16 protein-coding genes are annotated in these 26,176 nt (G+C 68.5%); 9 read left to right on the top strand and 7 right to left on the bottom strand.

What is annotated here, in order from left to right; genetic code table 11:
* Positions 1 to 9: 9 nt before the first annotated feature.
* The 6 genes from DI526_RS10365 to DI526_RS10340 all read right to left on the bottom strand — a co-directional run bounded on the left by DI526_RS10365 (position 10) and on the right by DI526_RS10340 (position 11,179).
* Positions 10 to 3,237 carry an outer membrane beta-barrel protein gene (locus tag DI526_RS10365; RefSeq protein ID WP_304277304.1) on the bottom strand — a complete coding sequence of 1,076 codons (3,228 nt, stop codon included), beginning with the start codon at positions 3,235 to 3,237 and terminating at the stop codon, positions 10 to 12.
* Between the two features lie 93 nt (positions 3,238 to 3,330).
* Entirely contained in the window at positions 3,331 to 4,341 is a 1,011-nt protein-coding gene (locus tag DI526_RS10360) for a FecR family protein (protein WP_304277302.1), read from the bottom strand.
* On the bottom strand, positions 4,310 to 4,912 hold the full coding sequence (locus DI526_RS10355) for an RNA polymerase sigma factor (RefSeq protein WP_304277300.1): 603 nt from the start codon (positions 4,910 to 4,912) through the stop codon (positions 4,310 to 4,312). Before DI526_RS10355 ends, DI526_RS10360 begins: the two co-directional genes overlap by 32 nt.
* 123 nt (positions 4,913 to 5,035) lie before the next feature.
* Positions 5,036 to 6,625: an adenosine deaminase gene (locus tag DI526_RS10350; RefSeq protein WP_304277297.1), complete on the bottom strand. Its 1,590-nt coding sequence runs from the start codon at positions 6,623 to 6,625 to the stop codon at positions 5,036 to 5,038.
* 67 nt (positions 6,626 to 6,692) lie between these two features.
* Positions 6,693 to 9,935 carry a TonB-dependent receptor domain-containing protein gene (locus DI526_RS10345; protein WP_304277295.1) on the bottom strand — a complete coding sequence of 1,081 codons (3,243 nt, stop codon included), beginning with the start codon at positions 9,933 to 9,935 and terminating at the stop codon, positions 6,693 to 6,695.
* A gap of 191 nt (positions 9,936 to 10,126) precedes the next feature.
* A complete protein-coding gene (locus DI526_RS10340) occupies positions 10,127 to 11,179 on the bottom strand; it encodes a purine nucleoside permease (protein ID WP_304277293.1) in 1,053 nt (350 codons plus the stop codon).
* A 334-nt stretch (positions 11,180 to 11,513) separates the two neighbouring features.
* Between DI526_RS10340 and DI526_RS10335 the strand changes: the two genes are divergently transcribed.
* Both DI526_RS10335 and DI526_RS10330 read left to right on the top strand, forming a co-directional pair.
* On the top strand, positions 11,514 to 12,479 hold the full coding sequence (locus DI526_RS10335) for an MBL fold metallo-hydrolase (RefSeq protein ID WP_304277291.1): 966 nt from the start codon (positions 11,514 to 11,516) through the stop codon (positions 12,477 to 12,479).
* Between the two features lie 125 nt (positions 12,480 to 12,604).
* On the top strand, positions 12,605 to 14,359 hold the full coding sequence (locus DI526_RS10330) for an ATP-binding cassette domain-containing protein (protein ID WP_304277289.1): 1,755 nt from the start codon (positions 12,605 to 12,607) through the stop codon (positions 14,357 to 14,359).
* On the opposite strand, the gene DI526_RS10325 is transcribed toward DI526_RS10330, so the two are convergent.
* Positions 14,331 to 15,992, bottom strand: a complete 1,662-nt coding sequence (locus DI526_RS10325) for a family 1 glycosylhydrolase (protein WP_304277288.1) — start codon at positions 15,990 to 15,992, stop codon at positions 14,331 to 14,333. The two genes, DI526_RS10330 and DI526_RS10325, sit on opposite strands and share 29 nt — an antisense overlap.
* A gap of 165 nt (positions 15,993 to 16,157) precedes the next feature.
* Between DI526_RS10325 and glf the strand changes: the two genes are divergently transcribed.
* From glf to DI526_RS10290, 7 genes are all read left to right on the top strand, one after another.
* Positions 16,158 to 18,533: a UDP-galactopyranose mutase gene (gene glf / locus DI526_RS10320; protein ID WP_304277286.1), complete on the top strand. Its 2,376-nt coding sequence runs from the start codon at positions 16,158 to 16,160 to the stop codon at positions 18,531 to 18,533.
* A gap of 71 nt (positions 18,534 to 18,604) precedes the next feature.
* A complete protein-coding gene (locus tag DI526_RS10315) occupies positions 18,605 to 19,021 on the top strand; it encodes a DUF2946 family protein (RefSeq protein WP_304277284.1) in 417 nt (138 codons plus the stop codon).
* Between the two features lie 118 nt (positions 19,022 to 19,139).
* On the top strand, positions 19,140 to 21,182 hold the full coding sequence (locus DI526_RS10310) for a TonB-dependent receptor domain-containing protein (protein WP_304277282.1): 2,043 nt from the start codon (positions 19,140 to 19,142) through the stop codon (positions 21,180 to 21,182).
* Between the two features lie 53 nt (positions 21,183 to 21,235).
* Positions 21,236 to 22,612: a PepSY domain-containing protein gene (locus DI526_RS10305; protein WP_304277280.1), complete on the top strand. Its 1,377-nt coding sequence runs from the start codon at positions 21,236 to 21,238 to the stop codon at positions 22,610 to 22,612.
* A gap of 2 nt (positions 22,613 to 22,614) precedes the next feature.
* Complete coding sequence (locus DI526_RS10300; RefSeq protein ID WP_304277279.1) at positions 22,615 to 23,064, top strand: copper chaperone PCu(A)C; 450 nt, start codon at positions 22,615 to 22,617, stop codon at positions 23,062 to 23,064.
* Positions 23,064 to 23,645, top strand: a complete 582-nt coding sequence (locus DI526_RS10295; RefSeq protein ID WP_304277277.1) for an SCO family protein — start codon at positions 23,064 to 23,066, stop codon at positions 23,643 to 23,645. The genes DI526_RS10300 and DI526_RS10295 overlap by 1 nt, the downstream gene beginning before the upstream one ends.
* Before the next feature lie 300 nt (positions 23,646 to 23,945).
* Positions 23,946 to 26,075 (top strand): transglycosylase domain-containing protein, encoded by a 2,130-nt coding sequence (locus DI526_RS10290; RefSeq protein ID WP_369691963.1) that lies wholly within the window; start codon positions 23,946 to 23,948, stop codon positions 26,073 to 26,075.
* Positions 26,076 to 26,176 lie beyond the last annotated feature (101 nt).

Raw genomic sequence — 26,176 nt, 5'->3', positions numbered from 1 at the left:
CGGGGAAGTCTAGAAGGAGCCCTTGAGGCCGATGTTCCACATCGAGCCGTAGATGCTGTACTGCTGCACGCGCGTGCGGACGTTCGAATAGATCACGTCCGGCGCGTTGAAGATGTTGCGGCCAGCCAGCATCACTTCGAAACGGCGGTTGATCTTGTAGCTGGCGCTCACGTTCCAGAGCTCGCGGGCGGCGTGGTAGAGGACGCCGTTGTTGGCCGTGGTCGGCGTGTTGCTCAGCGCGCTGGTCCGGTACTTGGACTGGGCGTTGCCGGTCAGCTGGACGTCGAACTTGCCGTAGCTGTAGCGCAGGCCCCAGTTGCCCGAGGTCTTGGGCAGGCTGACGCGCTCGCCGTCGGGGTCGATCTTGGTGATCGAGGCCCGCAGGCCCAGGCCCCGCAGCGCGCCCGGCAGGAAGGTCAGCTGCTGGTCGTATTCCAGCGTAAGGCCCTTGTTGGTGTTGGTTCCCGGCAGGTTCTGGGCGCTGCGGAACACGTAGCCGGCATAGTCGGCCGGGTTGTAGCCGACGTCCTCGGGGTTCACCGTGACTCCGGTGACCTGCATGTCCTTGACGTCGAGCTTGTAGGCCGAGATCCCGATCACGCCCGACGGCTCCAGATAGTACTGCAGGCTGGCGAAGGTCTTGGTCGAGTGCTCGGGCTTCAGCAGCGGGTTCGGCACCGAGACGATCAGGGTGTCGTCATTGACCGACACCACCCCGCCCAGGTTGCCGTAGTCCGGGCGCAGGATCGACTGGCTGAAGGCCAGCTGGCCGACCAGCTTCCTGGAGAATTCGTACTTGGCGCCACCGCTCCAGAACCAGTCGTCATACTCGCCATGGCGGGTCGAATAGGTCCCGTTGCGGTACTGATAGAGAAGGCCCGGGACCGTGCTGACCGACAGGCCGGCGGCGGTGACGTCCTTGGCCGGGCGAATGTCGGCGACGCGCGCGTCGGTCTTGGTCTTTTCATAGCGCAGGCCCAGGTCGAACGAGGCCTTGCCGATGCGCGGCTGGACCTCGAAATAGGCGGCGTTCACCGCCTCGCCGACCTTCTTGTTGTTGTCGAGACGGCGCTTGAGGTTCCCGACCGTGTCCGGGACAAAGTACTCTGGATGGGCCTTGTAGATGTCGTAGACGGCGTAGTTGCTGTCCGCGCGCCAGTTCTGGTCGTTCATATTCCCCGCGTCGAAGCCGAGGATCTGGAACTGGTAGTTCTGGGTCCAGGGGATGACCGCCTCAGGCGCCTTCTGGGTCAGGTCGCCGGTCGGGCCGACATACTGGAATTGCCGGTAGGAGCCCTCATTGGTCTTCCAGACGTTGGTGCGATAGGCGGCCCCGGCCAGGACCTTCAGCTGCACGTCGCCGATGTTCAGCCTCTTCTTCAGGTCGAAGTTCAGGCCGTACATCTGGTTCTGCGCGTCGGATTCCGACGTGCGGATGTTGTTGCCGATGTCGTCGTCGCGATTGAAGCTGGTCGGATCGCCCCAGGGACGGCCGGCCGTCTGGCGCAGGGTCCACTGGTTGGAGTCCTCCGAGGCTCGGTCCAGCGTGAAGCCGATGCGCGTCAGGTAGCTGTCGGTGCGCTGGAAGAAGCCCTTGGAATTGTCGCGGAAATTGAACTCCGAGCTGGAATAGCTGCCGCGCAGCAGCGCCTCCAGGGTGTCGCCGCGGTACTCCAGCTTCGGCGCGAACAGCCACGAGGGCGTGCCGGCGTAGCGGTGCGAGTACTGGGTGTGCAGGCGGGTGTTGGTCCCGTTCGGATTGACCACGATGTGGGTCGGGGTCGAGTCCGCCGTGGTCTGCGACGCGCTGGTCGTCCCAAAGATCAGGTAGGTGTACTGGTTGAAGTACTCGACATCGTAGAACGAGTAGGTCGAGCGCAGCGACAGCGCCCACTGGTCGGTCAGCTTGTAGTCGACGCTGAGATTGGCGGCCTTGCGGTGGGTCAGCTTCGGACCCGGACGCCACATCACCTGGTAGGGAATGACCCGGCCGCTGGCGAGATAGGACCAGTCGGTCTGGATGCGATCCTGCTGGACGTAGTTGGCGTTGTAGCTGGCGTTGAAGGCGATCCCCAGGCGCCCGTCCAGGAACACGTCGGCGTAGCCGACCTGGGCCGATGGGAAGATCGTCGAGTGCTTCTTGTCGTCGGGCAGATATTTGCGCGACAGCGCGCTGTCCGACGTGCCGACGGCGCCGACCTGGAAGCGCAGCAGGCGACTGGTGCGCTGGAAGGCGTACTTGCTGCGCAGGTTGATGGCGCCGCCGGGGCTGTCGGCGTCCATGTTGGCCTGCAGGGTGTTGTTCAGCTCGATGGAGTCGACGCCGGTGATCGACATTTGCTCGAACGAGTTCTGGCGGCCGCTGTTGTTATTCGAGGTCGCCGTAGCCATGCGCGCGCCGTCGGTGGTGAAGGTCGAGTACTTCGGATCCAGGCCCCCGATGCGGACGGCGGTGGCGTCGACCTCGGTGTAGTCCAGCGAAATGCCGGGCATGTTCTTCATGAACTCGCCGACGTCGCCCATGGTCAGGGCGCCGAAGTTGTCGGCCGCCACGACGGTCTTGGCGTTGGTCGAGGCGCGGCGCTCCATGATCGCGGCCGCCTGGCCCTCGCGCTTGGCGGTGATGGTCACCGCCTCGACCTGGTCCAGGCTGGACAGCGGGCTCAGCGACACGTCGAGAGTGGCGGTCTGGTTCGGCGCGACCGAGGCGACCAGGGTCGCCTCCTGCAGGCCCGCGTACTTGACCTTGATCGTCACGTCACCCGACGGAACGCCCGTCAGGCGGAAGTCGCCGTCCTCCTCGGAATAGGCGACGATCGGCGCGCCCTCGACGCGGATCTCGGCATTGCGGACATATTCGCCGGTGGCGGTGTTGAGGACGCGGCCTCGAACCGTCCCGCTACCGACTCCGGACTGGGGGCGCGAGGCGCCCGCGGTCGAGCGGAGAGTGATGATCTGGCCGTCGTCGGCGCTGATCTGCAGCGGCGTGCCGGCGATCAGGCGTCGCAGCGCCGTGCGGACATCCATGGTCCCCTTCACCGCCGGGGTCTGGACGCCGGCCAGCTGGCTCGCGGGCGCCACGATCTGCACCTGACCTTGGCGGGCCAGTTCGGGAATGGCGCGGACGGCCGGCTGGGCCGGGATGTCGAACACGCGGTCCTGCGCGAACGCCGGCGCGGCGATCGCCATGGCGACGACCGACGCCCCGCAGGCCAGAAGGGAAGAACGAGAAATCATTGGCTGCACGGCCCCCAAGCATCGCGTTGCTCGCGACGTCGCGGGTTGAGAGCCGTCGGCCCCAGCCTTCCGCTAATCTGTTGCAAAAACTTCTTATTGCGCTGCAGCAGGAGGTTGCGCGCCGCGGCTCAGCACAACCGTTTCGCCCTCTCGCTGGAGGCGCGCGTCGAACACCTGGGCCACGGCGCGGCTGAAGCCCACCGGGTCGCTGGCGGCGAATAGGCCGGTGACCGGCTCGCGCGCCAGCAAGGGATCACGGATCTCGATCCGGGTGTCGCTGTAGCGCGCGAAGGTCGAGGCGGCCTGCGCCAAGGTCTCGCCCTCGAAGGCCAACTTGCCGTCGCGCCAGGCCAACTCGCGCGTGACCGCCTCGGGCGCCATCGGGCGAGGCTGCTCGGCGGAGCGATGCCCGGGATCGGCCAGGGCCAGCCGCGTATTGGCGCTGACCGCCAGCGCCTTGCCAGCCCCGAACAACGGCGCGGCCGAGACATCGACCAGGCCCTGGCTGACCAGCAGGTCGACCGGATCGTCATCGAGCTTACGGACGCGGAAACCCGCCTGGGCCGTGCGCAGTCGGCGCCCGCCGACCTCGACGACGAACGGCCGCCGCTCGTCGCGAGCCACGGAGAAATAGGCCTCGCCCTTCACCAGGGTGACGTGACGCTGGCCGTCGTCATAGCGGACGCGGATGCGGCTTTCGGTGTTCAGCAGGACGGTCGAGCCGTCCTTCAGCGGCACGAGGCGGATCTCGCCCCGCTCCGTGCTGATCACCGCGCCGGCGGCTGAGGTCGCCCAGGTCAGGGCGCCGAGCGAGCCGGCCGCCACCGCCGCGCCCGACCAGGTCAGGACGCTCCGGCGTGACAGGCGCGCGCGCCGCGGCTCGGCGAAGGTCTCGGGATCGAAATCGGGGCCCAGGGCCTGGGCCGACTCGCTGATCAGCGACACCGCCCGCGCGCGCAGCAGCGCGCCCCGGCGACGGGGATCGCCCCGCAGCCAGGCCTCCAGCGCCGCGGCGTCGTCCGGCGAGAGCGGTCCGCGATCCTGCCGCGCCGCCCAGGCGGACGCCGCGCGGTCAATGTCGCGATGGGTTTCTCGCACGGCCATGTCTCGAGGCGTTCTCCGGGGTCTTCGTCTTAGAGGTTTGGGACCGCTTGTTTCCGCCACGGCCAAACCAATCAATCAGGAAATGCACGCCTCGGGCGATGTGCGTCTCGACCGTGTTCTCCGTGATCCGCATCCGCGCGGCGACCTCGCGCTGCGACAATCCCCGGACGCGACGCAGGACGAACGCCTGCTGGGTCTTGGGCGGCATGGCCGCGATCGCCCGGGCCAGATGACGCAGCTCGTCGCGGTCGATGGTTCGCTGTTCGGGCGACGCGTCGTCGTCGAGCGGGTCCAGGCGCTCCAGGTCCTCGACCGCGTGGATCGGCACGATCCGAGCGCGGCGGACGTGACGCGTGATGATCGACCGCGCGACCTGGAACAGATAGGCGCGCGGATGGCGGATGCCCTCGACCGACTCCAGTTCGGCCAGGATCGAATAGGCTTCCTGGATGATGTCGTCGGCGTCGACGCCCGGCAGGGCGCCCCGCGACAGCCACCCCCGCAGAGCCGGCTCATGCGGCAGGATGTTCCGCAGGAACCACAGTGTCCTATCCCGGTCGGCGCCGCTCATCCCTCGTCCGCTGGCTGGATCTTCCCCTCAGCCGGCGCACGCGCCACCTTGAGTCCAACCCGTGCCTAGCGGGCAATTGTGACAGTCGGTCCAGCGCGTCGGCGCGAGATCGGTCGGAAGCGCCTATGGCGCCAGCTTGCCGACGATCGCCTTCATCTCGATTTCGTAGGCGTCGAAGGCGCGCTCCAGCCGCCACTGGTCGCGCGCCTTGGGGCTGGCCTTCAAGACGGCCGCGCAGGGCGTCGAGGGCGTCGGGCCCTTCACCGCGGCGCAGGCGCCGTCCCAGAGACTGGCGCCTTGCAGGAACGAATAGGTCAGGCTGTCGCGCGACATCTGCTTGAGCTGGCCATAGCGAACGCCCTGCTCGACCACGGCCCGCATGTACTCGTTGGTCAGGTCGCTGCGCGAGACCCCCAGGTCGTCGGTCGAGAGCGTCACCGGCACGCCGGCCGCCAGGTAGAGCGGCAACGGATGATCCTTGCCCTTCACGCCCAGGATCACGTCGTTGCTGGTCAGGTTGATCTCGACGGCGATCTTGTCGCGCGCCATGCGCGCCAGCAGCTTGTCGGCGTCGTCCTCATAGGCGATCGAGACCCCATGGCCGATGCGGCGCGCGCCGGCGACCTCGACGGCCTCGGTCATGTGGAAGCGCATGTCGCGCGGCGGGGTCAGGCCCATGGCCAGCTCGCCGGCGTGCAAGGTCAGCGGCACGTCCGGATAGAGCGTCTTGAAGAAGGCGAACAGGCGCATGTGCAGCCGGTAGTCCCGCAGCGACACCGGCCCGTCCTCGGGCTCCAGGATGTTGATCCCCACGTAGCGCGGGTCGGCCTTCACGAGGGCGAAGGCGGCCGCCATCTGGCCGAACACCACCTCGGGAGGCCGCTGACGGGAGATCGACAGCAGGTATCGCAAGGTCACCGCGCAAGCCGGTTCGGGCTTGGCCGTCCCGCAGCGATTGAGCGCGGCGATGGCCTTGTCGTTGGCGTCGGCGAGGACCGTGGAGGCCGCCGTGGCCTTGGCGATCACCGGCGCCAGCCGATCCAGCCGTTCACGGAGGATCTTGGCGTCCAGGCGATCGGGGGGCGAGCCGTCGGCGGTCTTGATCCACGGATCGACCCAGGGCATGGCCGCCGACGCCTCGATCACCGGGCGCGAGGCGTTCGAGCCGGCCATCAGCTCCAGATACAGGGTGTTGTCGAGCGCGGCCTGCCGCAGCGCCTCGGCCTGGATGCGCACGCCACGGTCGGCGCCCCCCACCCGGCCCGAACGCCCGAAGGTGCGGAAGAAACGGCGATGGCCGGAAATCTCCGGATCGCCCACGCCCTGCTCGAAGCGGCGCGTGGACAGCGCGTCGAGAATGTCGCTGTAGAGGTCGGGATCGCGCTCGGGCAGTCCCCGCAGCGGCGTGAGATCCGTATTGCCGGCGCAGGGCCCCGGCTCCAGGGACTGGGTCGATTTGGAGAAACAGCCATCGGCTTCGGCCGCCCAGGCGACGAAGTCCTCGGCGTAGGTGCCGCCGCCGGCGTGGTTATGCAGGTCCGCGCCCTTGGGCAACTTGGTCAGCAGGATGCGCAGCAGCGGGCGCGACGTCGCCGCGCGCGCGAACAGAGCGTCCAGCTCGTTGGGCGACGTCTGGGCGCTGGCCGGCGCGCCGGAGGCCAGGGACGCCGCGACCATCAAGGCCGCCAAGCTCATCTTAAGCACGGACGTCATGGATCCCCCCTCGACGTGCAAACGGCCTCGGCGCATGCGCCGAGGCCGTGCCTTCAGGTCCAGCAGATCAGAACTCGAAGCGAACGCCAAGTCGGGCGCGCCACACGCCCAGCTGGGCGTTGGGCTGCAGGGTCGGCTTGGTGAAGGCGGTGTAGTTGTACTGCGCGCAGCTGGCGCCGACCTGCTGGGCGCAGGCGACGTTCACGACCGAGGTCAGCGGCGCATAGGTCCGGTAGGACCCCCAATCGCTGTTGATCAGGTTCAGCAGGTTCTCGACGTCGCCGAACACCTTGAAGCGCGCGGCGGCCATGAACGGCACCGGCAGTTCCTGTTCCACGTGCAGGTCGACCTTGAAGTAGTCGGGCGACTTCTCGCTGTTCTTCTCGATCACGCCCTGCTTCAGGCCATTGGCCTGCACGAAGTCGCGGAAGGCTTGGTAGACGGCCGTGGACGCGTAGGTGACCTTGGAATCGGCCGTGGCGCTGGAGACGTCCGGCACGTACAGCAGGTAGCGGTTCGAGGCGCCGGTGGTGCCGAACAGCGTCGAGCGGCTGTTGGACGTTGTCGTGTTCATCGTCAGGCTGTAGGGCGACCCCGAGCGAAGCTCGCCGAACAGGTTGAAGCTGGTCTTGTAGTCGCCGAAGAAGGCGTGGCTGTAGTCGATGTTGAACTTCCAGTTGTCCCGCACCTCGTAGCTCGAGGTGCCGTAGGCCGGCTGGTTCGGATCGACCATCGGCTGGGCGCCGTAGGTGCCGCTGGCGGTCGAGCCGCCCGAGGCGTAGGTGCCCATGTCGGACAGCGACTTGATGTCCGAGTAGGTGTAGCTGACCCCGGCGTCGAGACCGAAGTCGAAGGACTTGCTGGCCCGCGCCACGGCGATCAGCGACCGGCCGCGGTCGGTGTGCTTCATGGCCAGATCGCTGTTGGCGGTGTTGGTGTAGGTGTCGGCGTAGATCGGACGGCCGTCCGGCGCCGTGCCCACCTGGGTCAGGCGGAAGTCGGTGTAGTAGGCGGCGCTGTCGCTGTGGCCGTAGAACAGGTCGCCGCCGAAGCGCCAGCCGTCGCCAAGCATGGAGCCCAGGTCAGCCACGTAGTCGACCGAAAGGTTGGTCTTCCACTGGGCGGGCAGCTTGAAGCTGGGCAGCATGAACGAGGTCGGCGAGGCTCCGAGGGCGGCGGTGTTGGTCTGGAGATAGCTCAGGACAAGAGGGTCGATCTTGTTGCCCTGCACGTTGTTCAGCGCCGCCGCGCAGATGGCCGCGGCGTTGGCCACGCTCGCCGGGATGGTGCAGCCCGTGCCGCCCACGGCGCGTCCGACCGTGATGGTGTTGGTGAAGACGCCGGCCGCCGAGAAGCTGTTGCCGACGAAGACGTCGGGCGAACCGCCGTTGAACAGGCCAAAGCCGCCGCGCACCGTCAGACGGTCGGACGGACGCCAGGTCACGCCGACCCGCGGCTGGACCACGAGGTCGCCGTCGATATTGGCGTTGTTGGCGAAGCCGTAGCGGTTGAGGAACGACTGCTTGAGCGGAGCCTGGTCCTTCATCTTGTATCCGTCCGCCCGCAGGCCGACGGTAACGTTCACGTCGGGCGTGACGTCCCAGCTGTCCTGGGCGCCGAAGGTCAGCTGATCATAGTCGAAGCTGGCGCTGGCGTCCGACAGCGAGCCGGTGATCGAGTACTGATAGAGCAGCTGGCCGGCCTGGCGCGCCTGGAAGTCGGCCAGGGAGTCGAAATAGTAGGTGCCCAGCGAGTTGGCGACGAAGACGTTGCTGATCTTCAGTCGGCTGTAGGCGGCGTGAAGCTTGAAGGCGTGGTCGCCGAAGTTGTAGCGGGCGATGAACTCCGCGCCGTACTGCTTCTGGCCGACGACGTCGGCCTGGCTGAACGCCTCGGTGCCGAAGATCAGGCGCGGCGTCCCGGTCTGGGTGCACTGGTTCAGCGAGCCCACCGCGACCGGGTCGAGGCAGACGGTCAGGTCGCTGTAGCCGGGCGAGCCGAACGAGACCGGGATCTTCATCGACTCCCGGTAGTTGGCGCGAAGCTCGGTGCTGAACGCGTTGGTCCACTTCGAATTCAGCTGCAGGACGTGAGTCTTGACCCGTTCAGGTTCGTGCGTGGCGTAGGAGCCCAGGCCCAGGCTGGGCGAGGTGTTCGACGAGCTGCCGCCGGCCAGCGCCACGGTCTCGCCCTTGTTCTGGATGGTCGAGTACGACAGGCGCTGGTTGTCGTTGATGTTCCAGTCGAGCTTCAGCGTCCACTTGCGGTCCATCTCCGGACGGCTGGTGAGCACGCCCAGCGTGTCGTAGCCGTAGACGGTCTTGGCGATGCTGCTGACCTGGTCGATCTGGCTCTGGGTCAGGTTGGGGACCGCATTGCCCGAGCCGGGCGGACCGAAGGTCGACGGGACGGTCTCGTTCAGCTTCTCGTAGGCGAAGGCGAAGAACAGCTTGTCCTTGATGATCGGGCCCGACAGGAACGCGTTGCGCGTCTTCGAGGTCATGTCCTGCGAGAAGGCGCTGCCCTTGGACTTCGTGCCCATCAGGCTGTCGTTGGAGTAGGTGTAGCCCGCCGCGCCCTTGAACTGGTTGCCGCCCGAGCGCAGCACGACGTTGATCGAGCCGCCCTGGAAGTCGCCTTCGGAGACGTCATAGGGCGCGATCTTGACCGAGAGCTGCTCGATGGCGTCCAGCGGGATCGGACCGCGCGCGCTGGGCAGGCCGCCCTGGTTGAGGCCGAAATTGTCCGAGAAGCGAACGCCATCGACCGAGAACCGGTTGGTGCGGCCGTTCTGGCCGGCGATCGACACGCCCCGGGTGCTGGGATTGAACGAGGCGAACGGGTCGCGGCGGGCGATGTCGCGGATGTCGCGCGACACCGAGGCGACGCTGGCGATCCGGTCGCGGTCGAAGACCGAGACCAGCGGACCCGAGCGCTCGGCGCGAGAAGCCGTGACCACCAGGGCCTCGACCTGGCTGTCGCCGACCAGGATCGGCAGGTTGTAGGGCTGGCCAACGCTCAGGAAGATGTTCTGCGAGGTCACCGGCGCAAAGCCCGGGGCCGTGACGGTGACCGTGTACGGACCACCCGGGCGCAGGCCCGTCAGGTTGAAGGCGCCGGCGCTGTTGGTCGTGGCCGTGGCCGTCGTGCCCGAGGGCTCGTGCACGGCGCTGACGAGCGCGCCGACCGCAGCCGAGTTTCCGGCCGTCACCGAACCGCGGATCGAGGAAGTCGTTTCCTGGGCGACGACCGCCGTGGCGGTGGCCGAAAGGGCGAGCGCGATGGCGCTCGCGGCATAGAGATGTCGCATCTGGGTCCCCTCAATTGTGGTGCGCCGCGGTCCCCCGAGCCGCACAGAAACAAAGCCGCCTCGCCGCCAGCCCTCGCCCGCGCGGCGAGGCGCGCGGCGCGAGGCCAGGGTCTCCGGTCGCTTCCCCCATGGTCGGGACGCTTGTCGCGTCCTCGCGGCTGGACCGTCCCGCCGGCCCGCCGTTTCGAAGCTCAGCGCGCGGCGCCCGGTACGGCGTCGCGATAGGTGTTCCAATTGGCCGAGAGCGTGTCGACGACCTTCCCGGCCACCACGTGGGCGGCGTAGGCGGCCGCATCGCCGACACCGGCGTAGGGGCGGTTCATGCTGTCGACCGCGTTCTCGCCGGGCGCCTGCTGCGAATAGTTGCTGGCGGTGCGGAGCACGAGCAGGCGGCTGTAGTCGGCCTTGCCGACCGCCGTCAGACGCCGGAGCGCATTGGCGACGCCGGTGTCTTCCATGGCCGTCATCACGAACTGGCTCTTGCCGCCGCTGTAGTCGCTGGCCAGCTTGGCGTAGCGCTTGGTCAGCATGGCGCCGTGCCAATAGGACTGCCCGGAGATCTCATCGCCGGTCAGCACGAACGGCGGCTTGTAGCCATTTGGATAGCTCGAGAACGGCGCGCGGGCCTTGCGCAGCGCCTCGGTGTCGGGCAGAGGCGTCGCCTTGGTCAGCTCATACGCCCAGTCGCGCAGGCCGATATTCAGCGGGTAGTAGACGCTGTCGGGCCGACCAGGACGCGGCGGCTGGAACGGCGGATAGCCACCGGTCCATTCGGGCGGCGCCTCCCGCGGATCCACCCACTTGCCGAAGTCGACGTCGATGACATTGCCGATCCAGGCGGCGGAGCCTGGCGAGGCCTGGTCCGGATTGACGCCCGCGATCGCGGCGATCACCCAGTAGGCCTTGGAGAGGTCGAAGCGCGGATCGGTCGCCAGCGCGAACGTGGTGATGGCCGCGTGGTTTGTGCCCACGCCGGTGCGGACGATCAGAACCCCCTTGTCGGGGTCGTAGCCCAGGGGCGCCACGCCGTTGGGAAACTCGAGCGTTTTCGGCGCCTGCGCCATCCACGCCTTGTCTTCCAGCGCATAGGCGGTGACGACGACGACACGGATCGGGATGGGCGCGACCGCGCTGGCCGTCGCGGGCGGCGAGGCCGGCGCCTGAGCGAGGGCCGACGTCGCCGCAACTGCCGCGAATACGGTCGCCAGCAGCATCCTGCGCGACCGTACGACTAGGCTCGACATATTCCCCCCAAACTCAACCATTCGACCACTGACGAAAACACCCTGGCCGCCTCGCAGCCACGGCGAATCCGGGGGCGAAGTCGATGCAGGGTGTGTGCGCAGGCGATGCAATGACGCTGCGCCCGCCGGGGTCAAGAAAGCCGGGAAATGAAATGAAGATCTTACTTCAGTCTGACGGCGCTCTAGGCATCTTTGGGGCCGCGTGCCGCTTTGGGCGACAGCGCTTCCGCCGCCCGCGCGCGATCCTGTGACGGCGCGCGCCACGGCTTGAAGCGCACGGCCTTCGGGGCGAAGGACTTGGGGTTTGGTGGCGGACGAGTCGAGCATAGCTGGCATGAGAAGACATTGGGCCCATCGTCTCGCCTGGCTACCGGCGCTCCTGCTGCTCACCGGTGCTGCGCCGCCGCCGGCCGCCTTCGATCTGGTGGCGCTGGGCGTCAACGGCGGGGTGGAGGAGCCGACAAGCGCCTATCACATCACGGCTCGCGGGGCGTCTTCGGGCGTCATGTGCGACGTCGGAACGCTCGCCGGCGGCATGGACCAAGCGCGGCGGCGCGGCCGCTATCCTCGCGCTGCGTCCCGCGAAGCGGTCATGGCCTCGATCAGCGCCTACCTGGTCACCCATGCCCACCTCGACCATGTCGCCGGCCTCGTCCTGGCCTCGCCCAACGACACGAAGAAGGACATCCTGGCGCTGCCCGCGGTGAACCAGGCGCTCGCGGATCACTATTTCAACTGGACGACCTGGCCGAACATGGGTGATCGCGGCGCTTCGCCTCGGCTGGGCCAATACCACTACCGCGATCTCGAGCCCGGCGGACCGCCGACGCCGATGGCGGGGACGGGCATGAGCGTCACCGCCTACCGGCTCTCCCACGGCGGCGCGACCTCGACGGCGTTTCTGCTCGAAAGCCCGTCCGGCGCCTTGCTGTGCCTGGGCGACACGGGCCCCGACGCCGTCGAGGGCTCGAAAAACCTCAATGAACTCTGGCGCGCCGTGGCGCCGCTTGTGCGGCAGGGCCGGCTGCGCGGAATCCTGATCGAGGCGTCCTATCCCGACCCCGTCCCGGACGCGCGGCTCTACGGGCATTTGACCCCGTCGTGGCTCGACAAGGAGCTCCAGGTCTTGCGCCGCCTGGTCGGCGACGACGCACGCATGAAAGCCCTGCCGATCCTCGTCACCCACATCAAGCCAAGCCAGGGATCGCCATCGAGCCGCGAGGCCATAGGCCGCCAGCTGAAGGACCTCGGCTTTTTTCACTACATCCTGCTGGAGCAGGGCCGGGACTACGCCCTCTAGCCCGCGAGCGCGGTGCGGGTTGATGGTGCTTCCATTCGCCACGCCTTGGGAATGACATCTCCGGGCGCCATGTCGTGAGCGTTGGCGCCATAAGGATGGGGCGCTACTTCTCCGCGAGCACAGCCATGGTCTCCATCTACCGCCGCGCGCTCTCGTGCCTCAGCCAGGAACGCCGCCGGGCCGCCGTCATCGTGGCCGCGAACGTGCTGCTGGGCGCCTTGGCGCTGCTGGACCCGATCGTTTTTGGCAAGGTCGTGGGATCGCTGGGGACCGGCGCGGCGACCTGGCGCTACATCCTGGCGTGGGCGGCCGTCTCGGCCCTGGGCGTGGTGGCGGGCGTCACCGCCTCGATCGTCGCCGACCGCCTGTCCCACCGCCGACGCCTGCAGGCGATGACCGAGGCGTTCGACAACGCCGTCACCCTGCCCGGCGCCCGCATCGCCGAGCGCGGCACGGGCCGGGTCGTCCGGATCATCTCCGCCGGCGGCGACAGCCTGTTCTGGGTGCTGCTGAGCTTCCTGCGCGAGCAGATGCCGGCGCTCTTCGCCCTGGCGCTGCTGGTTCCGGTGGCCTTCTGGATGAACCCGCTGCTGGCCAGCGTCCTGGTCGGGCTGGCGGCCGTCTATGTCACCGCCAACCTCTATGTGATCCGACGCACCGAGAGCGGCCAGCGGGTCGTCGACGACCAGGCCCAGGAGGTCTCCAACCGCATCGGCGACGTCGTCGCCAACGTCTCGGTGATCCAGGCCTACGCCAGCCTGCGCAGCGAGACCGCCAAGCTGGAGTCGCTGACCCGCCAGCTGCTGCAAGCCCAGTTTCCGGTGCTGAACTGGTGGGCCCTGCTGATCGTCCTGACCCGCAGCGCGTCAACCATCGCCCTGGTCGCCATCTTCACGGTCGGCGCCGCCCTGGCCGCCCACGGCCGCTCCAGCCTGGGCGAGATCGTGGCCTTCGGCGGCTTTGCGACCATGCTGATCAGCCGCCTGGACCTGCTGTCCAGCTCGCTGTCGCGCCTGTTCGTCGGCCTGCCGACGCTGAAGGCGTTCTTCGGCCTGATCGACGAGCGGCACGGCTTCAGCGACGCGCCGGGCGCGACGCCGCTGCAGAACGCCAAGGGCGAGATCGCCTTCGAGAACGTCACCCACTGGATCTGCGACCAGAACGATCTCGGCGTCTTCGACGTGAACTTCCACGTCCCGGCCGGCGCCACCGTCGCCCTGGTCGGCTCGTCCGGGGCCGGCAAGACGACGATGATGTCGCTGCTGCAGCGCGTGCGCGAGCCGGACCTCGGCCGCGTCACCATCGACGGCCGCGACATCCGCGACGTCACGCTGGCCTCGCTGCGCCAGTCGATCGCGGTGGTGTTCCAGGAAGCGGGCCTCTTCAACCGCTCGATCGCCGAGAACCTGCGGATGGCGCGCCCCGACGCCACCGACGAGCAGCTGAAGGCCGCCCTGATCGCCGCCGAAGCCTGGGAGTTCGTCGACAAGAAGGACGGCCGCCTCGACTTCGTGATCGGCGAGCGCGGCCAGCTGCTGTCGGGCGGCGAGCGCCAGCGCCTGGCCATCGCCCGGGCGATCCTGAAGGACGCGCCGATCCTGATCCTGGACGAGGCGACCAGCGCCCTCGACACCGTCACCGAGGCCAAGGTGAAACGCGCGCTGGACACCGCCTCGCGCGGCCGCACGACCTTCATCATCGCCCACCGGCTGTCGACGATCGTCGACGCGGACCTGATCCTGGTGCTCGACAAGGGCAGGATCGTCGAACGCGGAACCTTCGAGGCGCTCGTCGCTCAGGACGGGCGCTTCACCCGCATGGCGCGCGAGTCCGGCCTGGTGCTGGGCGACCTCATTCCGCTGCCGACGCGAGCGGCCTGAGCGCGGCGGGGCGAACGTCGCTGGCGCCGTCGATCAGGAAATCCAGCGCCTCGTGCAGCTGCGGGTGCAGCGAGACGTCCATGAACGGCAGGCCCCTGCCCGCGCAAGCCTCGCTCCAGGGATCAAGCGCCGGGTCGTCGAGCGTCGCAAGGGCCGCGACCACCGCCCAGGGCTGGGTGAAGGCCAGCACCTCGTCCGGTTCAAAGCCCGCATCGGCCGGCGCGATCCGGCGATAGTCCAGTCCGCGCCACAGACAGGCGCTGGCCACCGCCTCGGCGGCCACGCCATCGCCGACGATGAGCAGCGACGGCCCCGCCGCCGGCGCCTGGACGCGGCGCGGCGGCGGATCGTCGGCCAGCCGGGGCGCGGGCGCATAGGTCAGCCGGATGTCGCGTCGCCACCACCCCGCGCCCAGCGCTGCGGGCGGCGGCTTGTCCCCCGACGACAGCGCCTTCATCAGGAGGGCTAGGCCCGTCGGCCTCGGCGCAGGACCGCTGACGTCGAAGACGCCGGTTTCGTAGTGTCCCGCGCCGCGCGTCAGCAGGCTGTTCCAGTCGAAGGCCCCCAGCAGCGACCAGGCCGTCACGGCCTGCACCGGCACGCCGTCCTCCCGCAGGCGCTCGGCGGTGCGCCAGGCTTCCAGCAGCCAGCGCATCTGTTCCTCGCGCGTGCAGCCGTTGTGGACCTCGGTCACCACCATCGGCAGGCCGTAGCGCGCGTGCGCCTCCCGCAACACGCCGTCGAGGCCGTCGGGTCCGGGCAGGAGCACCCGAACCGCCTCCACGTCGGCATAGGCCATGCGGTCGTTGCCGCCATGCCGCTCCGGGGGATAGCGGTCCAGGCGATGATCCAGGAACCGTTCGCTGGTCAGGTAGTGGTTGACGCCGATCACGTCCGGCGGACACGGGGCATCGGCGATCGCCCGCAACCGATCGCCCAGGCCATGGCGGTCGATCCGTTCGAACATCCCGTGCTCGCGCGTGACGCGGCCGGTCAGCAGGTCCCAGGTCAGCCAGCGCCTCAAGTTCTCGAACGCGGCCTGTTCGCGCAGCGGCTCGGTCGCATAGGTGCGGCCCAGATCCTCGGTCTGGATCAGCCGCGCATCGGACCGCACCCGCCGGATCGCCTGCATCGACAGGCGCACCGCGTCGATCTGGTTCAACAGCGCGGTCCAGAACGCACGCTCATCGCTGACGTGCGGATGCCAATGGCCGTAGAGTGCGCTGAACCGGGCCGTGGTCAGGGGTTCATTGACCGGTGTCCAGTCCTCGATCCACGGATATCGCCGCGCCACGGCCGAGGCGTGAGCGGCGAGACCTTCGGCGAACAGCGGGTCCACCAGATCGGTATGGGCCGGCCCCGAGCCATGGTGGACCAGGCCGACGATGGGGCGGATCGCTAGCTGGCGCATCCGCTCCAGCCGCGCGTCGCTCCAGCGCCAGTCAGGCGCGCGATCCGGATACGGCGACACGCGCTCCCACAGCACGGGATAGCGCAAGGCCCGGCAGCCAAGCTCGGCGAACAGGTCCAGATCGTCGATCCGGTCCTCGTGGCCGCTCAGCACCGTCTGATCGCGATAGCCCTCGCGCGTGCGGTTCACGGTGCACTCGTGCCCGCCCCAAAGCTCCAGCATCTCGCCTCCTGCTCGACTGGCTTAAAAACGTCCAGCCGCTGAGCGGAAACGCACAATGTCATTTGTTGGTGCGTGCAAATGAGGCTTTTGCCCCATCAAATTGTATGTCGCGGAACCTAAGCGGCGGCCGCCTCCTTCTCTGTCCGAACTTGGAGGGAGACCTACGTGTCCGACGCGCCGCCCAGCACTGTTGTCGCCAAATTGTCGGCCGACGACGCCTTGATCGTCTGCTTCTCGCACCTGCGCTGGGACTTCGTCTTTCAGCGACCGCAGCACCTGATGAGCCGCTTCGCCAAGGCGCGCCCGGTGATCTTCTGGGAAGAGCCGCTCCTGGGCGAGGGCGGGCCACGGATCGAGACACGCACCTGTCCCGCGACAGGCGTCGTGGTCGCCACCCCGGTGCTGCCGGCGGAGCTCGCCGAGGATGAGCGCGACGCGGTGCTCGCGCGGCTGCTGGACGAGACGGTGGCCGGACGACCGGTGCGCGCCCGCTGGTACTATACGCCGATGATGCTGTCGTTCTCGCGGCGGCTGCCCGCCGCCTGCGTGGTCTATGACTGCATGGACGAGCTAGCCAATTTCAAGTTCGCCCCGCCGCAACTGCGCGCCCTCGAGCGTGAACTGCTGGAAGCCGCCGACGTGGTCTTCACCGGCGGCTACAGCCTTTACGAGGCCAAGCGCGCCGCCCACCCCGACATCCACCCCTTCCCGTCCAGCGTCGATCGCGAGCACTTCGCCCAGGCGCGAACGCTGCAACACACGCCCGAGGATCAGGCCTCGCTGCCCGGGCCGCGCCTGGGCTTCTATGGCGTGATCGACGAGCGCATGGACCTCGAGCTGATCGAGGCGATCGCGCAGGCCCGCCCCGACTGGACCCTGGTGCTGGTCGGTCCGGTGGTGAAGATCGATCCGGCCTCGCTGCCCCGTCGCGACAACATCGTCTATCTGGGCGGGAAGTCGTACGCCGACCTGCCCGCCTACCTGGCCGGCTGGGACGTGGCCCTGATGCCGTTCGCGATCAACGAGTCCACCCGCTTCATCAGCCCGACCAAGACGCCGGAATATCTGGCGGGCGGGCGTCCGGTCGTCTCGACTCCGATCGTCGACGTGGTCCGCCACTACGGCGCGCTGTCGGGCGTTCGGATCGCCAGCGACGCCCAGACCTTCATCGCCGCCTGCGACGCGGCCCTCGCCGACTCCCGCACGCCCGAGACCTGGCTGCCGCAGGTGGACGAGGCGCTGGCCAAGCTCTCCTGGGACGAGACCTTCCGGGCCATGGGCGAGCGTATCGGGGCCGCGATCGACCGCAAGGCGCTGCGGACCAGCGACATCACCGTCACCCTGCCCCGCGCCCCAGCGATCCGCCCGGCTTCGCGGAACAAGCCGTTCGACTATGTCGTGGTCGGGGCGGGCTTCGCCGGCAGCGTCCTGGCCGAACGCCTCGCCGCGGGCCTCGACAAGCGCGTTCTGCTTGTCGACCGCCGTCCGCACATCGGCGGCAACGCCTATGACGAGCACAACGCCGACGGCGTGCTGATGCACCGCTACGGCCCGCACATCTTCCACACCAACAGCGAGGACGTGGCGGCCTACCTGTCGCGCTTCACGCGCTGGCGGCCGTATGAACACCGGGTGCTGGCGGAAACGGGTCGCGGCCTGCTGCCCATGCCGATCAACCGCACGACCCTGAACGGCCTCTATGGCCTGGACCTCAAGTCGGACGACGAGGCGGCGGCCTATCTCGCCAGCCGCGCCGAGCCCGTGGCCAATATCCGCACGTCCGAGGACGTGGTGATCTCCGCCATCGGCCGCGACCTCTATCAGCGGTTCTTCCAGGGCTACACCCGCAAGCAGTGGGGCCTGGACCCGTCGGAACTGGACAAGTCCGTCACCGCCCGCGTGCCGACCCGGACCAACACCGACGACCGCTACTTCACTGATACATTCCAGGCCATGCCGGCGGCGGGTTACACGCGGATGTTCGAGGCGATGGTCGATCATCCGAACATCACGGTCGAGACCGGCGTCGAATGGGACGACATCCGCGCCGAGACGGTGTTCGACCACGTCGTCTACACCGGCCCGATCGACGACTATTTCGACGGCCGCTACGGGCCCCTGCCCTATCGCAGCCTGAAGTTCCGGCACGAGACCCACGACCAGGAGTGGTTCCAGTCCGTGGGCACGGTCAACTATCCGGCGGAGGACGTCCCCTACACCCGGATCAGCGAATACAAGCACATGACCGGGCAGACCCACCGCAAGACGACGATCACCTACGAATATCCATCCGCCGTCGGCGACCCGTACTATCCGATCCCCCGCCCCGAGAACCAGGCGCTCTACAAGCGTTACGAGGCGTTGGCCCTCGCCGAGCACGGGGTGACCTTCGTCGGTCGCCTGGCCTCCTACCGATACTACAACATGGACCAGGTGGTGGGTCAGGCGCTGGCCACCTTCCGCCGCCTGGCCGAGCGCGACGGCCGTGTGCTGCGCGGCTCGGAAGTGGGCTCGATGATCGCCAAACTGCCCGCCGCCTGACTGCGTTAGCGTCGCCTCCGCAGAAACACGGAGGCGACAAGCGCGACAGCATCCACTAAAGGGCGGTCATCGTGACTCGTCCGCCGCTTCATCGCCGTCCGTTGGCCCGCGCCGTCTTCATGACGCTCGCGGCGCTGGCGGTCGCCCTGAAGGTGATGATCCCCGCCGGGTTCATGACGGCGCCGGACCCGCGCAACGGCCTGCCCTTCGCCCTGGTGCTCTGCACCGGCGACGGCGCCAAGATGGTGCAGCCGGGCGAAGCGCTCTCGGGCCATCACGACAAGGACGACAAGGCCAGCCACGACACCCCCTGCCCGTTCGCCAGCCACGGCGCGGCGGCCCCGCCGCCCAGCCCGTTCACGGCGACGGAGGTCGAGTTCGTCGCCTATGCGCCTGTCGCGCCGACCCGCGTCGTCCATCTCGCCCCGGGACGAGGCCTCGCCGCCCCGCCCCTGCCGGCGCGTGGTCCCCCAAGCCAGCTGATCTAGGACTCCGGCCGCCTGCTGGAGCGCACGCGCCGTTCATCGGCCGCGTCCACTCGCGCGCGGCGTCTCCCTTTTCAGTCTTGCTTACACGGCGCGCCAAGCCGCGCCCAAGGACCACGTCATGAAGTCTCTTCTCCTGGCCGCCACGGCCCTCGCGGCCGTCGTTCCGCCCGCCGCCCATGCCGCCGACAAGGCCGACACCGAAGTCTCGTCGGTCATCGTCACCGCCCGCCGCAATCCCGAGGACCCTCCCGTCGTCGCCGACGCCCGCAAGCGCCTGTCCGAGACGCCCGGCGCGGTGTCGGTGATCTCGCAGGAAAGCTATATCAACCGCCAGACTCTGGCCCTGGACGACATGCTGCGCGACGCCCCCGGCGTCTACGCCCAGCGCAAGTGGGGCGGCGACATCCGCATCTCGATCCGCGGTTCGGGCATCGGCAACGCCAACCACAACAGGGGCCTGCTGATCGCCCAGGACGGCGTGCCCCTGAACGAGGCCGACGGCTATGGCGACAGCCAAGTGGCCGATCCGCTGAACACCCGCTACGCCGAGGTCTATCGCGGCGGCAACGCCCTACGCTTCGGCGGCGCCCTGCTGGGCGGGGCGATCAACATGGTCACGCCGACGGGCAAGGACGCCGGCTTCGACAACCAGGTCCGCATCGACGGCGGCTCGTATGGCCTGCTGCGCGAGCACGTCGCTCTCGCGCGTCAATCGGGCGACTGGGACGTCTATGTCGCCGGCACGAACCAGACCGGCCAGGGCTGGCGCTCGCAGAGCCAGCAGAACATCCAGTTCGGCAGCCTGAACGTCGGTCGCGCGTTCGGTCAGGACCGCGAGGTGCGGTTCATCGTCAACGGCTCGAACATCAATCAGGAGATCCCGGGCTCGCTAACCCTGGCGCAGTTCAACGCCAATCCGCGCCAAACGGCGGTCGGCAACGCCAACGGCGACCAGGGCCGCAACCAGCGCGGCGTGCGCGGGTCGCTGCAGACGACCTGGCGGCTGAACGACCAGCTGGTCTTCCAAGGCGCTCTGTACGGCGTCTGGAAGGAGCTGGACCACCCGATCTTCCAGGTCATCGACCAGGAGAGCCGCAACTACGGCGCCTTCGGCCGGTTTGACTGGGACGGCGAGATCGCCGGCAAGCGCGCCGACGCCTTCTTCGGCGCCTGGTACCGCCAGGGCGACCTGGACTCGCACTTCTACATCAACAACCGCGGCGCCCGCGGCGCGCTGCAGTCGATCTCGTACCAGAACGCCAAGGCCATGGACGTCTTCGGCGAAGGCCGGCTGTTCGTCACCGACCAGCTCGCGGTCGTCGCCGGCGCGACCTGGGGCCAGGCCGAGCGCGACTATGTCAGCGTCGCGGTTCCAGGCGTGAAGAGCACCTTCAACCTGGAGGCCTCGAAGACCTACAACTGGATCTCGCCGCGCGTCGGCCTGCTCTGGCAGAACGAGGCGGGCGATCAGGTGTTCGCCAATATCACCCGCTCGGTCGAGCCGCCGAACTTCAGCTCGATGACCCCGACCAATGTCGGCTTCACCCCCGTGAAACCGCAGAAGGCCTGGACCGGCGAAATCGGGACGCGCGGCCATCGCGGGCCCTTCACCTACGACGTCACGCTGTACCGCGCCGAGCTCAAGGACGAGATGCTGCAATACGCGGTCAGCTCGTCGATCCCGGCCGCGACCTTCAACGCCGACAAGACGATGCACCAGGGGATCGAGGCGGCGCTGGACTGGGCCGTCGCGCCGCGCTGGCGCGTCCGTCAGACCTGGACCTATTCGGACTTCCGCTTCAAGGACGATGTCGACTACCACGACAACCGCCTGCCGATCGTGCCCAAGAACTTCTACCGCTCGGAAGTCCGCTACGACGATCCGCGCGGCTGGTTCGTGGCGCCATCGGTCGAGTGGTCGGCCACCGACCAGTGGATCGACTACAAGAACACCCAGAAGGCCCCGAGCTACGCGATCCTGAACCTGAACGCGGGCTGGAAGGTGACGCCGGCCGTGTCGCTGTTCCTCGACGCGCGGAACCTGACGGACAAGGCTTACGTCTCCAACACCCAGGCGGCCGTGGCCTGGACCGCCGCCACCGCGACCCTGTGGCCGGGCGACGGCCGTTCGGTGTTCGGCGGCGTGACCGTCAACTTCTGATCCGGATCGGCGGCGGCTCGCGAGGGTCGCCGCCACAGCCCTGGAGCTTCGCGATGTCCGCGATCGAAACCCCTGAAAGTCCGGCCCCGGCCGGCGAAATCTACCGCGCCGTCTGGCGCTGGCACTTCTACGCCGGCCTCTTGGTGCTGCCGATTCTGATGCTGATGGCCCTGACCGGCGGGCTGTATCTGTTCAAGGACGAGCTCAGCGCCATCGTCCAGCGCCCGCTGGTGGTCGTGGCCGACAGCCCCGCGACCACCGCCCCCAGCGCCTGGATCGCCTCGGCCCAGGCCGCGACCGGCGGCAAGGTCGGGCAGCTGATGATCCCCGCCCGCGGCGACCGCTCGGTCCAGGCGACCGTCCAGACGGCCGACGGCAAGCGCACGGCCTATGTCGATCCCCATACCAGCCGGTATCTGGGCCAGACCCAGCCCGGCGGCGCCCTGGGCTTCGTCAAGCGGCTGCACAGCCTGGATATCGCCGGGCCGGTCATGAACCTGATGGTCGAGGTCGTCGCCGGCTGGGCCATCGTGCTGGTCGCCACCGGCGTCTTCCTGTGGTGGCCGCGCGGCCAGTCCGGCGGGATCGTCACGGTGCGGAGCAAACCGGCCAAGCGCCTGTTCTGGCGAGATTTCCACGCGGTGACCGGCGCCTTCAGCGGCGTGGTGATCGTATTCCTGGCCGTCACCGGCATGCCCTGGTCGGCCTTCTGGGGCAAGGAGGTCCGCCAGATCACCACGGAGGCCGGTCTTGGCCGCCCCAAGCCGCCGGTCGCCGAGCCGCACCACGCCGCCAAGCCCGCGCCCGAGCCCGCCGAAGGCGTGCCTTGGGCTTTGCAGACCCATGCGCCGCCGATGTCCGACATGGAAGGCCACGACCATGCGGCGATGATGGAGATGAGCACGCCTCTGGACGCCGACGCCATCGTCGCCAAGGCCCGCGCGGCGGGCCTGACCGACGGCTTCACCCTGACCCTGCCCAAGACGCCCGGCGGGACCTGGACCGCCGCCTACATGCCCGACAAGGTCGAGCGCACGCGCACCGTCTATCTCGACGGCCGCGACGGCCATGTCCTGGCCGACCTCGGCTACCGTGACTTCGGTCCGGCGGCCAAGGCCATCGAGTGGGGCATCGCCGTCCACCAGGGCCAGCAGTTTGGCCTGGTCAACAAGCTGGTCATGCTGGCCGGCTGCGTCGCCATCTGGCTGCTGGGCGTCTCGGCCGTCGTGATGTGGTGGAAGCGCCGCCCCAAGGGTCGTCTCGCCGCCCCCGCCCGCCCGACCACGCGCGTCGCCTACGTCGGCCTGCTCGCCATCGTCGTACCGCTGGCCGTAATCTATCCGCTGGTCGGCGCCTCGCTGATCGCGGCCCTTCTGATCGACCTCGTTCTTCGGCGACTGATCTCGCCACCCCTGAAAGCTGGAGCCTGACCATGAAGACCCTGACCCTGATCGCCGTCTCCACCGTCGCACTCGCCTCGGCCGCTCAGGCCGCGCCCGCCGCCAAGGTCACGGCGACCGACGCCTGGTGTCGTCCCACCGTCGCGGGCGCCCTGGCCGCCGGTTGCTACGTGACCCTGACCGCCAAGGGCGAGGACCGCCTCGTCTCGGTCGAGAGCCCGGCCGCCAGCCGCGGCGAGATCCACACCATGTCGATGGAAGGCGGCGTCATGCGCATGCGCCAACTGACCGAGGGCTTGGCCCTGCCGGCCGGCAAGTCTGTGGCCCTGAAGCCCGGCGCCGACCACATCATGCTGATCGCCCCCAAGGCCCAGCTGAAAGAGGGCGCCAAGGTCTCGCTGACCCTGAAGTTCAAGACCGCCGCGCCGGTCACCCTTGACGCGGTCGTCAAGACGCCGCCGATGCCCGGCATGGCGCACTGATGCGAAGGGTTCTTCTGGCTGCGGCGGCCGTCCTGGTGGCGGCCGCCCCCTTGGCCGCCTGCCAGCGCGAGGGCGGAGGAGGTCTGGCCGGCGGACGCGTCCAGCTCGGCGGGCCGTTCAACCTGATCGACATGAACGGCCAGCCGGTCACCGAAAAGGCGCTGCTGGGCAAGCCCACGGCGATCTTCTTCGGCTTCACCTACTGCCCCGAGGTCTGCCCGACCACCCTCACCGACCTCACCGCCTGGCTGAAGGCGCTGGGGCCCGACGCCGACAAGCTGAACGTGGTGTTCGTCTCGGTCGATCCCGAGCGCGACACGCCCGAGCAGCTACGGCTCTATCTGTCGAACTTCGACCCGCGCATCCGCGGGCTCACCGGCGCGCCGGACGCCGTCGCCAAGGCGGCCAAGGCCTATCGCGTCTATTACCAGAAGGTCCCTCAGGAGGGCGGCGGCTATACGATCGACCACTCCTCGTCGGTCTATCTGTTCGACGCCAAGGGCCAGTTCGTGGCGCCGATCGCCTATCAGTCTCCGCCGGAGCGGGCGGTGAGCCAGCTGCGGGCGTTGCTGGCGGGCTGACCGTAAACGCGCGTGCATATTCGAACGCCTTCCTGGGCCATGTGCCCAGGACCCATGCCAGCGACGGGCTGTGAACTCGTGGGTGAACGGGGTTGAACGCCTAGAACGCTCGTCAAACGCAGCGGCTTCGGAACGATGGGTCCTGGGCGCAAGGCCCAGGAAGGCAGCGTTATCGCTCGCCCGAGATACTTTCCAGCGACGTGGCAAAAAGAAAAGCCCGGCGACAAGGCCGGGCTTGGAAAGTCAGGGAGGAAACGCCCAGGAAAGGGCAGAGGCATCGGCCTCACGGGGAGGTCAGTTATGATCGCCCCGCCGCCGTTCAAGAGGCGCGGACGGAAAAACTTCCCGTTCCCCGCGCTTGGCTTGGCCCTGACGTGTGGTAAGAGCGCCGACGACGAGTGCGGGCGTGCGCCCGAAGCGAGCGCCGATCCCATGTCCGACGATCCGAACACCCTCGATCCCAACACGCCGCCGGGCGATCCCGAGGTGGTGGTGGCCGATCCTGCTCCCCCGACGCCGGCGGCCGAGCATGCCGCGCCGGAAGGCTCTCCGGCGGCCCGCAAGCCCTTCTGGAAGCGGCACATCTGGCTGATCGGCGCGGCCGCGGCCGTCGTGCTGGTCGTGGCGCTGGTCGCCGCCCTGTTCTGGTCGCTGCCGCTGAGCCGGGCGCTGGAGCCGCTGAACAACTCGGCCATCGTGCTGGTCGCCAACGACGGCTCGCCGATCGCCAAGCGCGGCTCCTACAAGGAAGCGCCGATCGACGTGACCAAGCTGCCGGCCTACGTGCCCGGCGCCTTCATCGCGATCGAGGACCGCCGCTTCTACAGCCACATGGGCGTCGACCCGAAGGCGATCGCCCGGGCGCTCGGCAAGAACGCCCAGGCTGGCGGCGTGTCGGAAGGCGGCTCGACCATCACCCAGCAGCTGGCCAAGAACGCCTTCCTGAGCAGCGATCGCAACCTTCGCCGGAAGGCCCAGGAGGCCCTGATCGCGGTCTATCTGGAAGCCCGCCTCTCCAAGGCCGAGATCCTGTCGCGCTACCTGTCGTCGGTCTATTTCGGCGACGGCGCCTTTGGCCTGCGCGCGGCGGCCCGGCACTACTTCGGCAAGCAGCCCGAGCAGCTGTCGATCGGCGAAGCGGCCATGCTGGCAGGTCTCGTGAAGGCCCCCTCGCGCCTGGCGCCGACCAACAACCTCGACGGCGCCCGCGAACGGATGCGGGTGGTCCTAGGCGCCATGGTCGAGACCGGGACGATCACCCAGGCGCAGGCCGACGAGGTCGGCGACGTCTCGCCGATCGAGGTCGAGGACAAGGTGCCGACCGGCTCCTACTTCGCCGACTGGGCCCTGCCCCAGGCGCGCGCCAGCATCGGTCCGCGCTACGGCGAGACGATCGTCCGCACCACCCTGGACCCCGAGCTCCAGGAGAAGGCCGAAACGATCCTCAACGACTTCATCGAGCGCGACGGCAAGGTCCTGAACATCACCCAGGGCGCCCTGGTGGCCATGCGCAAGGACGGCCGCGTCGTCGCCATGGTCGGCGGCCGCGACTACAAGGAAAGCCAGTTCAACCGCGCCGACGGCGAGCGCCAGCCCGGCTCCTCGTTCAAGCTGTTCGTCTATCTGGCGGCCCTGCGCGAGGGCATGACGACCACCAGCCCGATCCTCGACACGCCGGTTCAGGTCAGCGGCTACACGCCCAGGAACCACGAGGGCAAGTATCGCGATCGCGAGATCCCGCTGATCAGCGCCTTCGCCGCCTCGTCGAACGTCGCGGCCGTGCGCCTCGCCCATGACCTCGGCCCCGCCAAGGTGATCAAGGTCGCCCGCGATCTCGGGATCACCGAGAAGATTCCCGACGACCTGACCATGGCGCTGGGCACCGGCTCGATGAGCCTGACGCGGCTGACGGCCGCCTACGCCTCGGTGGCGGCGGGCGAGTATCCGATCGTGCCGCACGCGCTGGAGAGCTTCAGCAAGCCCAAGACCACGGCCTATGACCCCAAGGTGCTGGCCGGGATGCGCGACCTGCTGCGCTCGGCCACCCATCGCGGCACCGGCCTGGAAGCGGCGATCGAAGGCGCCTACGGCAAGACCGGCACCACCCAGAATTATCACGACGCGTTGTTCGTCGGCTATGTCGACGATCTGGTGGTCGGGGTCTGGCTCGGCAATGACGACAACAGCCCGATGAACGGCGTCGTCGGCGGCGGCGAGCCGGCCAAGATCTGGAAGGCCTTCATGCTGTCGGCCCTGGGCCGCTCGGCCGCCGCCCCGGTCGAAGAAGATCCGCTGGAGGACCTTGGCCTGCCGCTGGAAGGCGAGATCGGACCCGACGGCCTGCCCGTGGCGCCGCTGACTGTTCCGGACGTCCCCGCGCCGCCCAGCAGCCCGCCCCCGGCCGCGCCCGCCGCCGAGCCCCGACCCTAGAGCCTTAGAGCGTCAGGTCGGCCGAAACCGGTTCGCACTTTCGGCCTCACGCTCTAGCTCAGCCGTTCAGGCCCGGTTCACGCGGCCAAGCTTTAAGCTCC

Origin of the sequence: Caulobacter segnis (assembly GCF_003243465.1) — a bacterium.
Classification (GTDB): Bacteria; Pseudomonadota; Alphaproteobacteria; order Caulobacterales; family Caulobacteraceae; genus Caulobacter; species Caulobacter segnis_A.
This window is presented reverse-complemented; position numbering and strand designations above follow the sequence as displayed.

Bases quoted from the DNA above. Each gene is read 5' to 3' on its own strand.
- DI526_RS10365 (WP_304277304.1), bottom strand. From the start codon at position 3,237: ATGATTTCTCGTTCTTCCCTTCTGGCCTGCGGGGCGTCGGTCGTCGCC.
- DI526_RS10360 (WP_304277302.1), bottom strand. From the start codon at position 4,341: ATGGCCGTGCGAGAAACCCATCGCGACATTGACCGCGCGGCGTCCGCC.
- DI526_RS10355 (WP_304277300.1), bottom strand. From the start codon at position 4,912: ATGAGCGGCGCCGACCGGGATAGGACACTGTGGTTCCTGCGGAACATC.
- DI526_RS10350 (WP_304277297.1), bottom strand. From the start codon at position 6,625: ATGACGTCCGTGCTTAAGATGAGCTTGGCGGCCTTGATGGTCGCGGCG.
- DI526_RS10345 (WP_304277295.1), bottom strand. From the start codon at position 9,935: ATGCGACATCTCTATGCCGCGAGCGCCATCGCGCTCGCCCTTTCGGCC.
- DI526_RS10340 (WP_304277293.1), bottom strand. From the start codon at position 11,179: ATGTCGAGCCTAGTCGTACGGTCGCGCAGGATGCTGCTGGCGACCGTA.
- DI526_RS10335 (WP_304277291.1), top strand. From the start codon at position 11,514: ATGAGAAGACATTGGGCCCATCGTCTCGCCTGGCTACCGGCGCTCCTG.
- DI526_RS10330 (WP_304277289.1), top strand. From the start codon at position 12,605: ATGGTCTCCATCTACCGCCGCGCGCTCTCGTGCCTCAGCCAGGAACGC.
- DI526_RS10325 (WP_304277288.1), bottom strand. From the start codon at position 15,992: ATGCTGGAGCTTTGGGGCGGGCACGAGTGCACCGTGAACCGCACGCGC.
- DI526_RS10310 (WP_304277282.1), top strand. From the start codon at position 19,140: ATGAAGTCTCTTCTCCTGGCCGCCACGGCCCTCGCGGCCGTCGTTCCG.
- DI526_RS10305 (WP_304277280.1), top strand. From the start codon at position 21,236: ATGTCCGCGATCGAAACCCCTGAAAGTCCGGCCCCGGCCGGCGAAATC.
- DI526_RS10300 (WP_304277279.1), top strand. From the start codon at position 22,615: ATGAAGACCCTGACCCTGATCGCCGTCTCCACCGTCGCACTCGCCTCG.
- DI526_RS10295 (WP_304277277.1), top strand. From the start codon at position 23,064: ATGCGAAGGGTTCTTCTGGCTGCGGCGGCCGTCCTGGTGGCGGCCGCC.
- DI526_RS10290 (WP_369691963.1), top strand. From the start codon at position 23,946: ATGATCGCCCCGCCGCCGTTCAAGAGGCGCGGACGGAAAAACTTCCCG.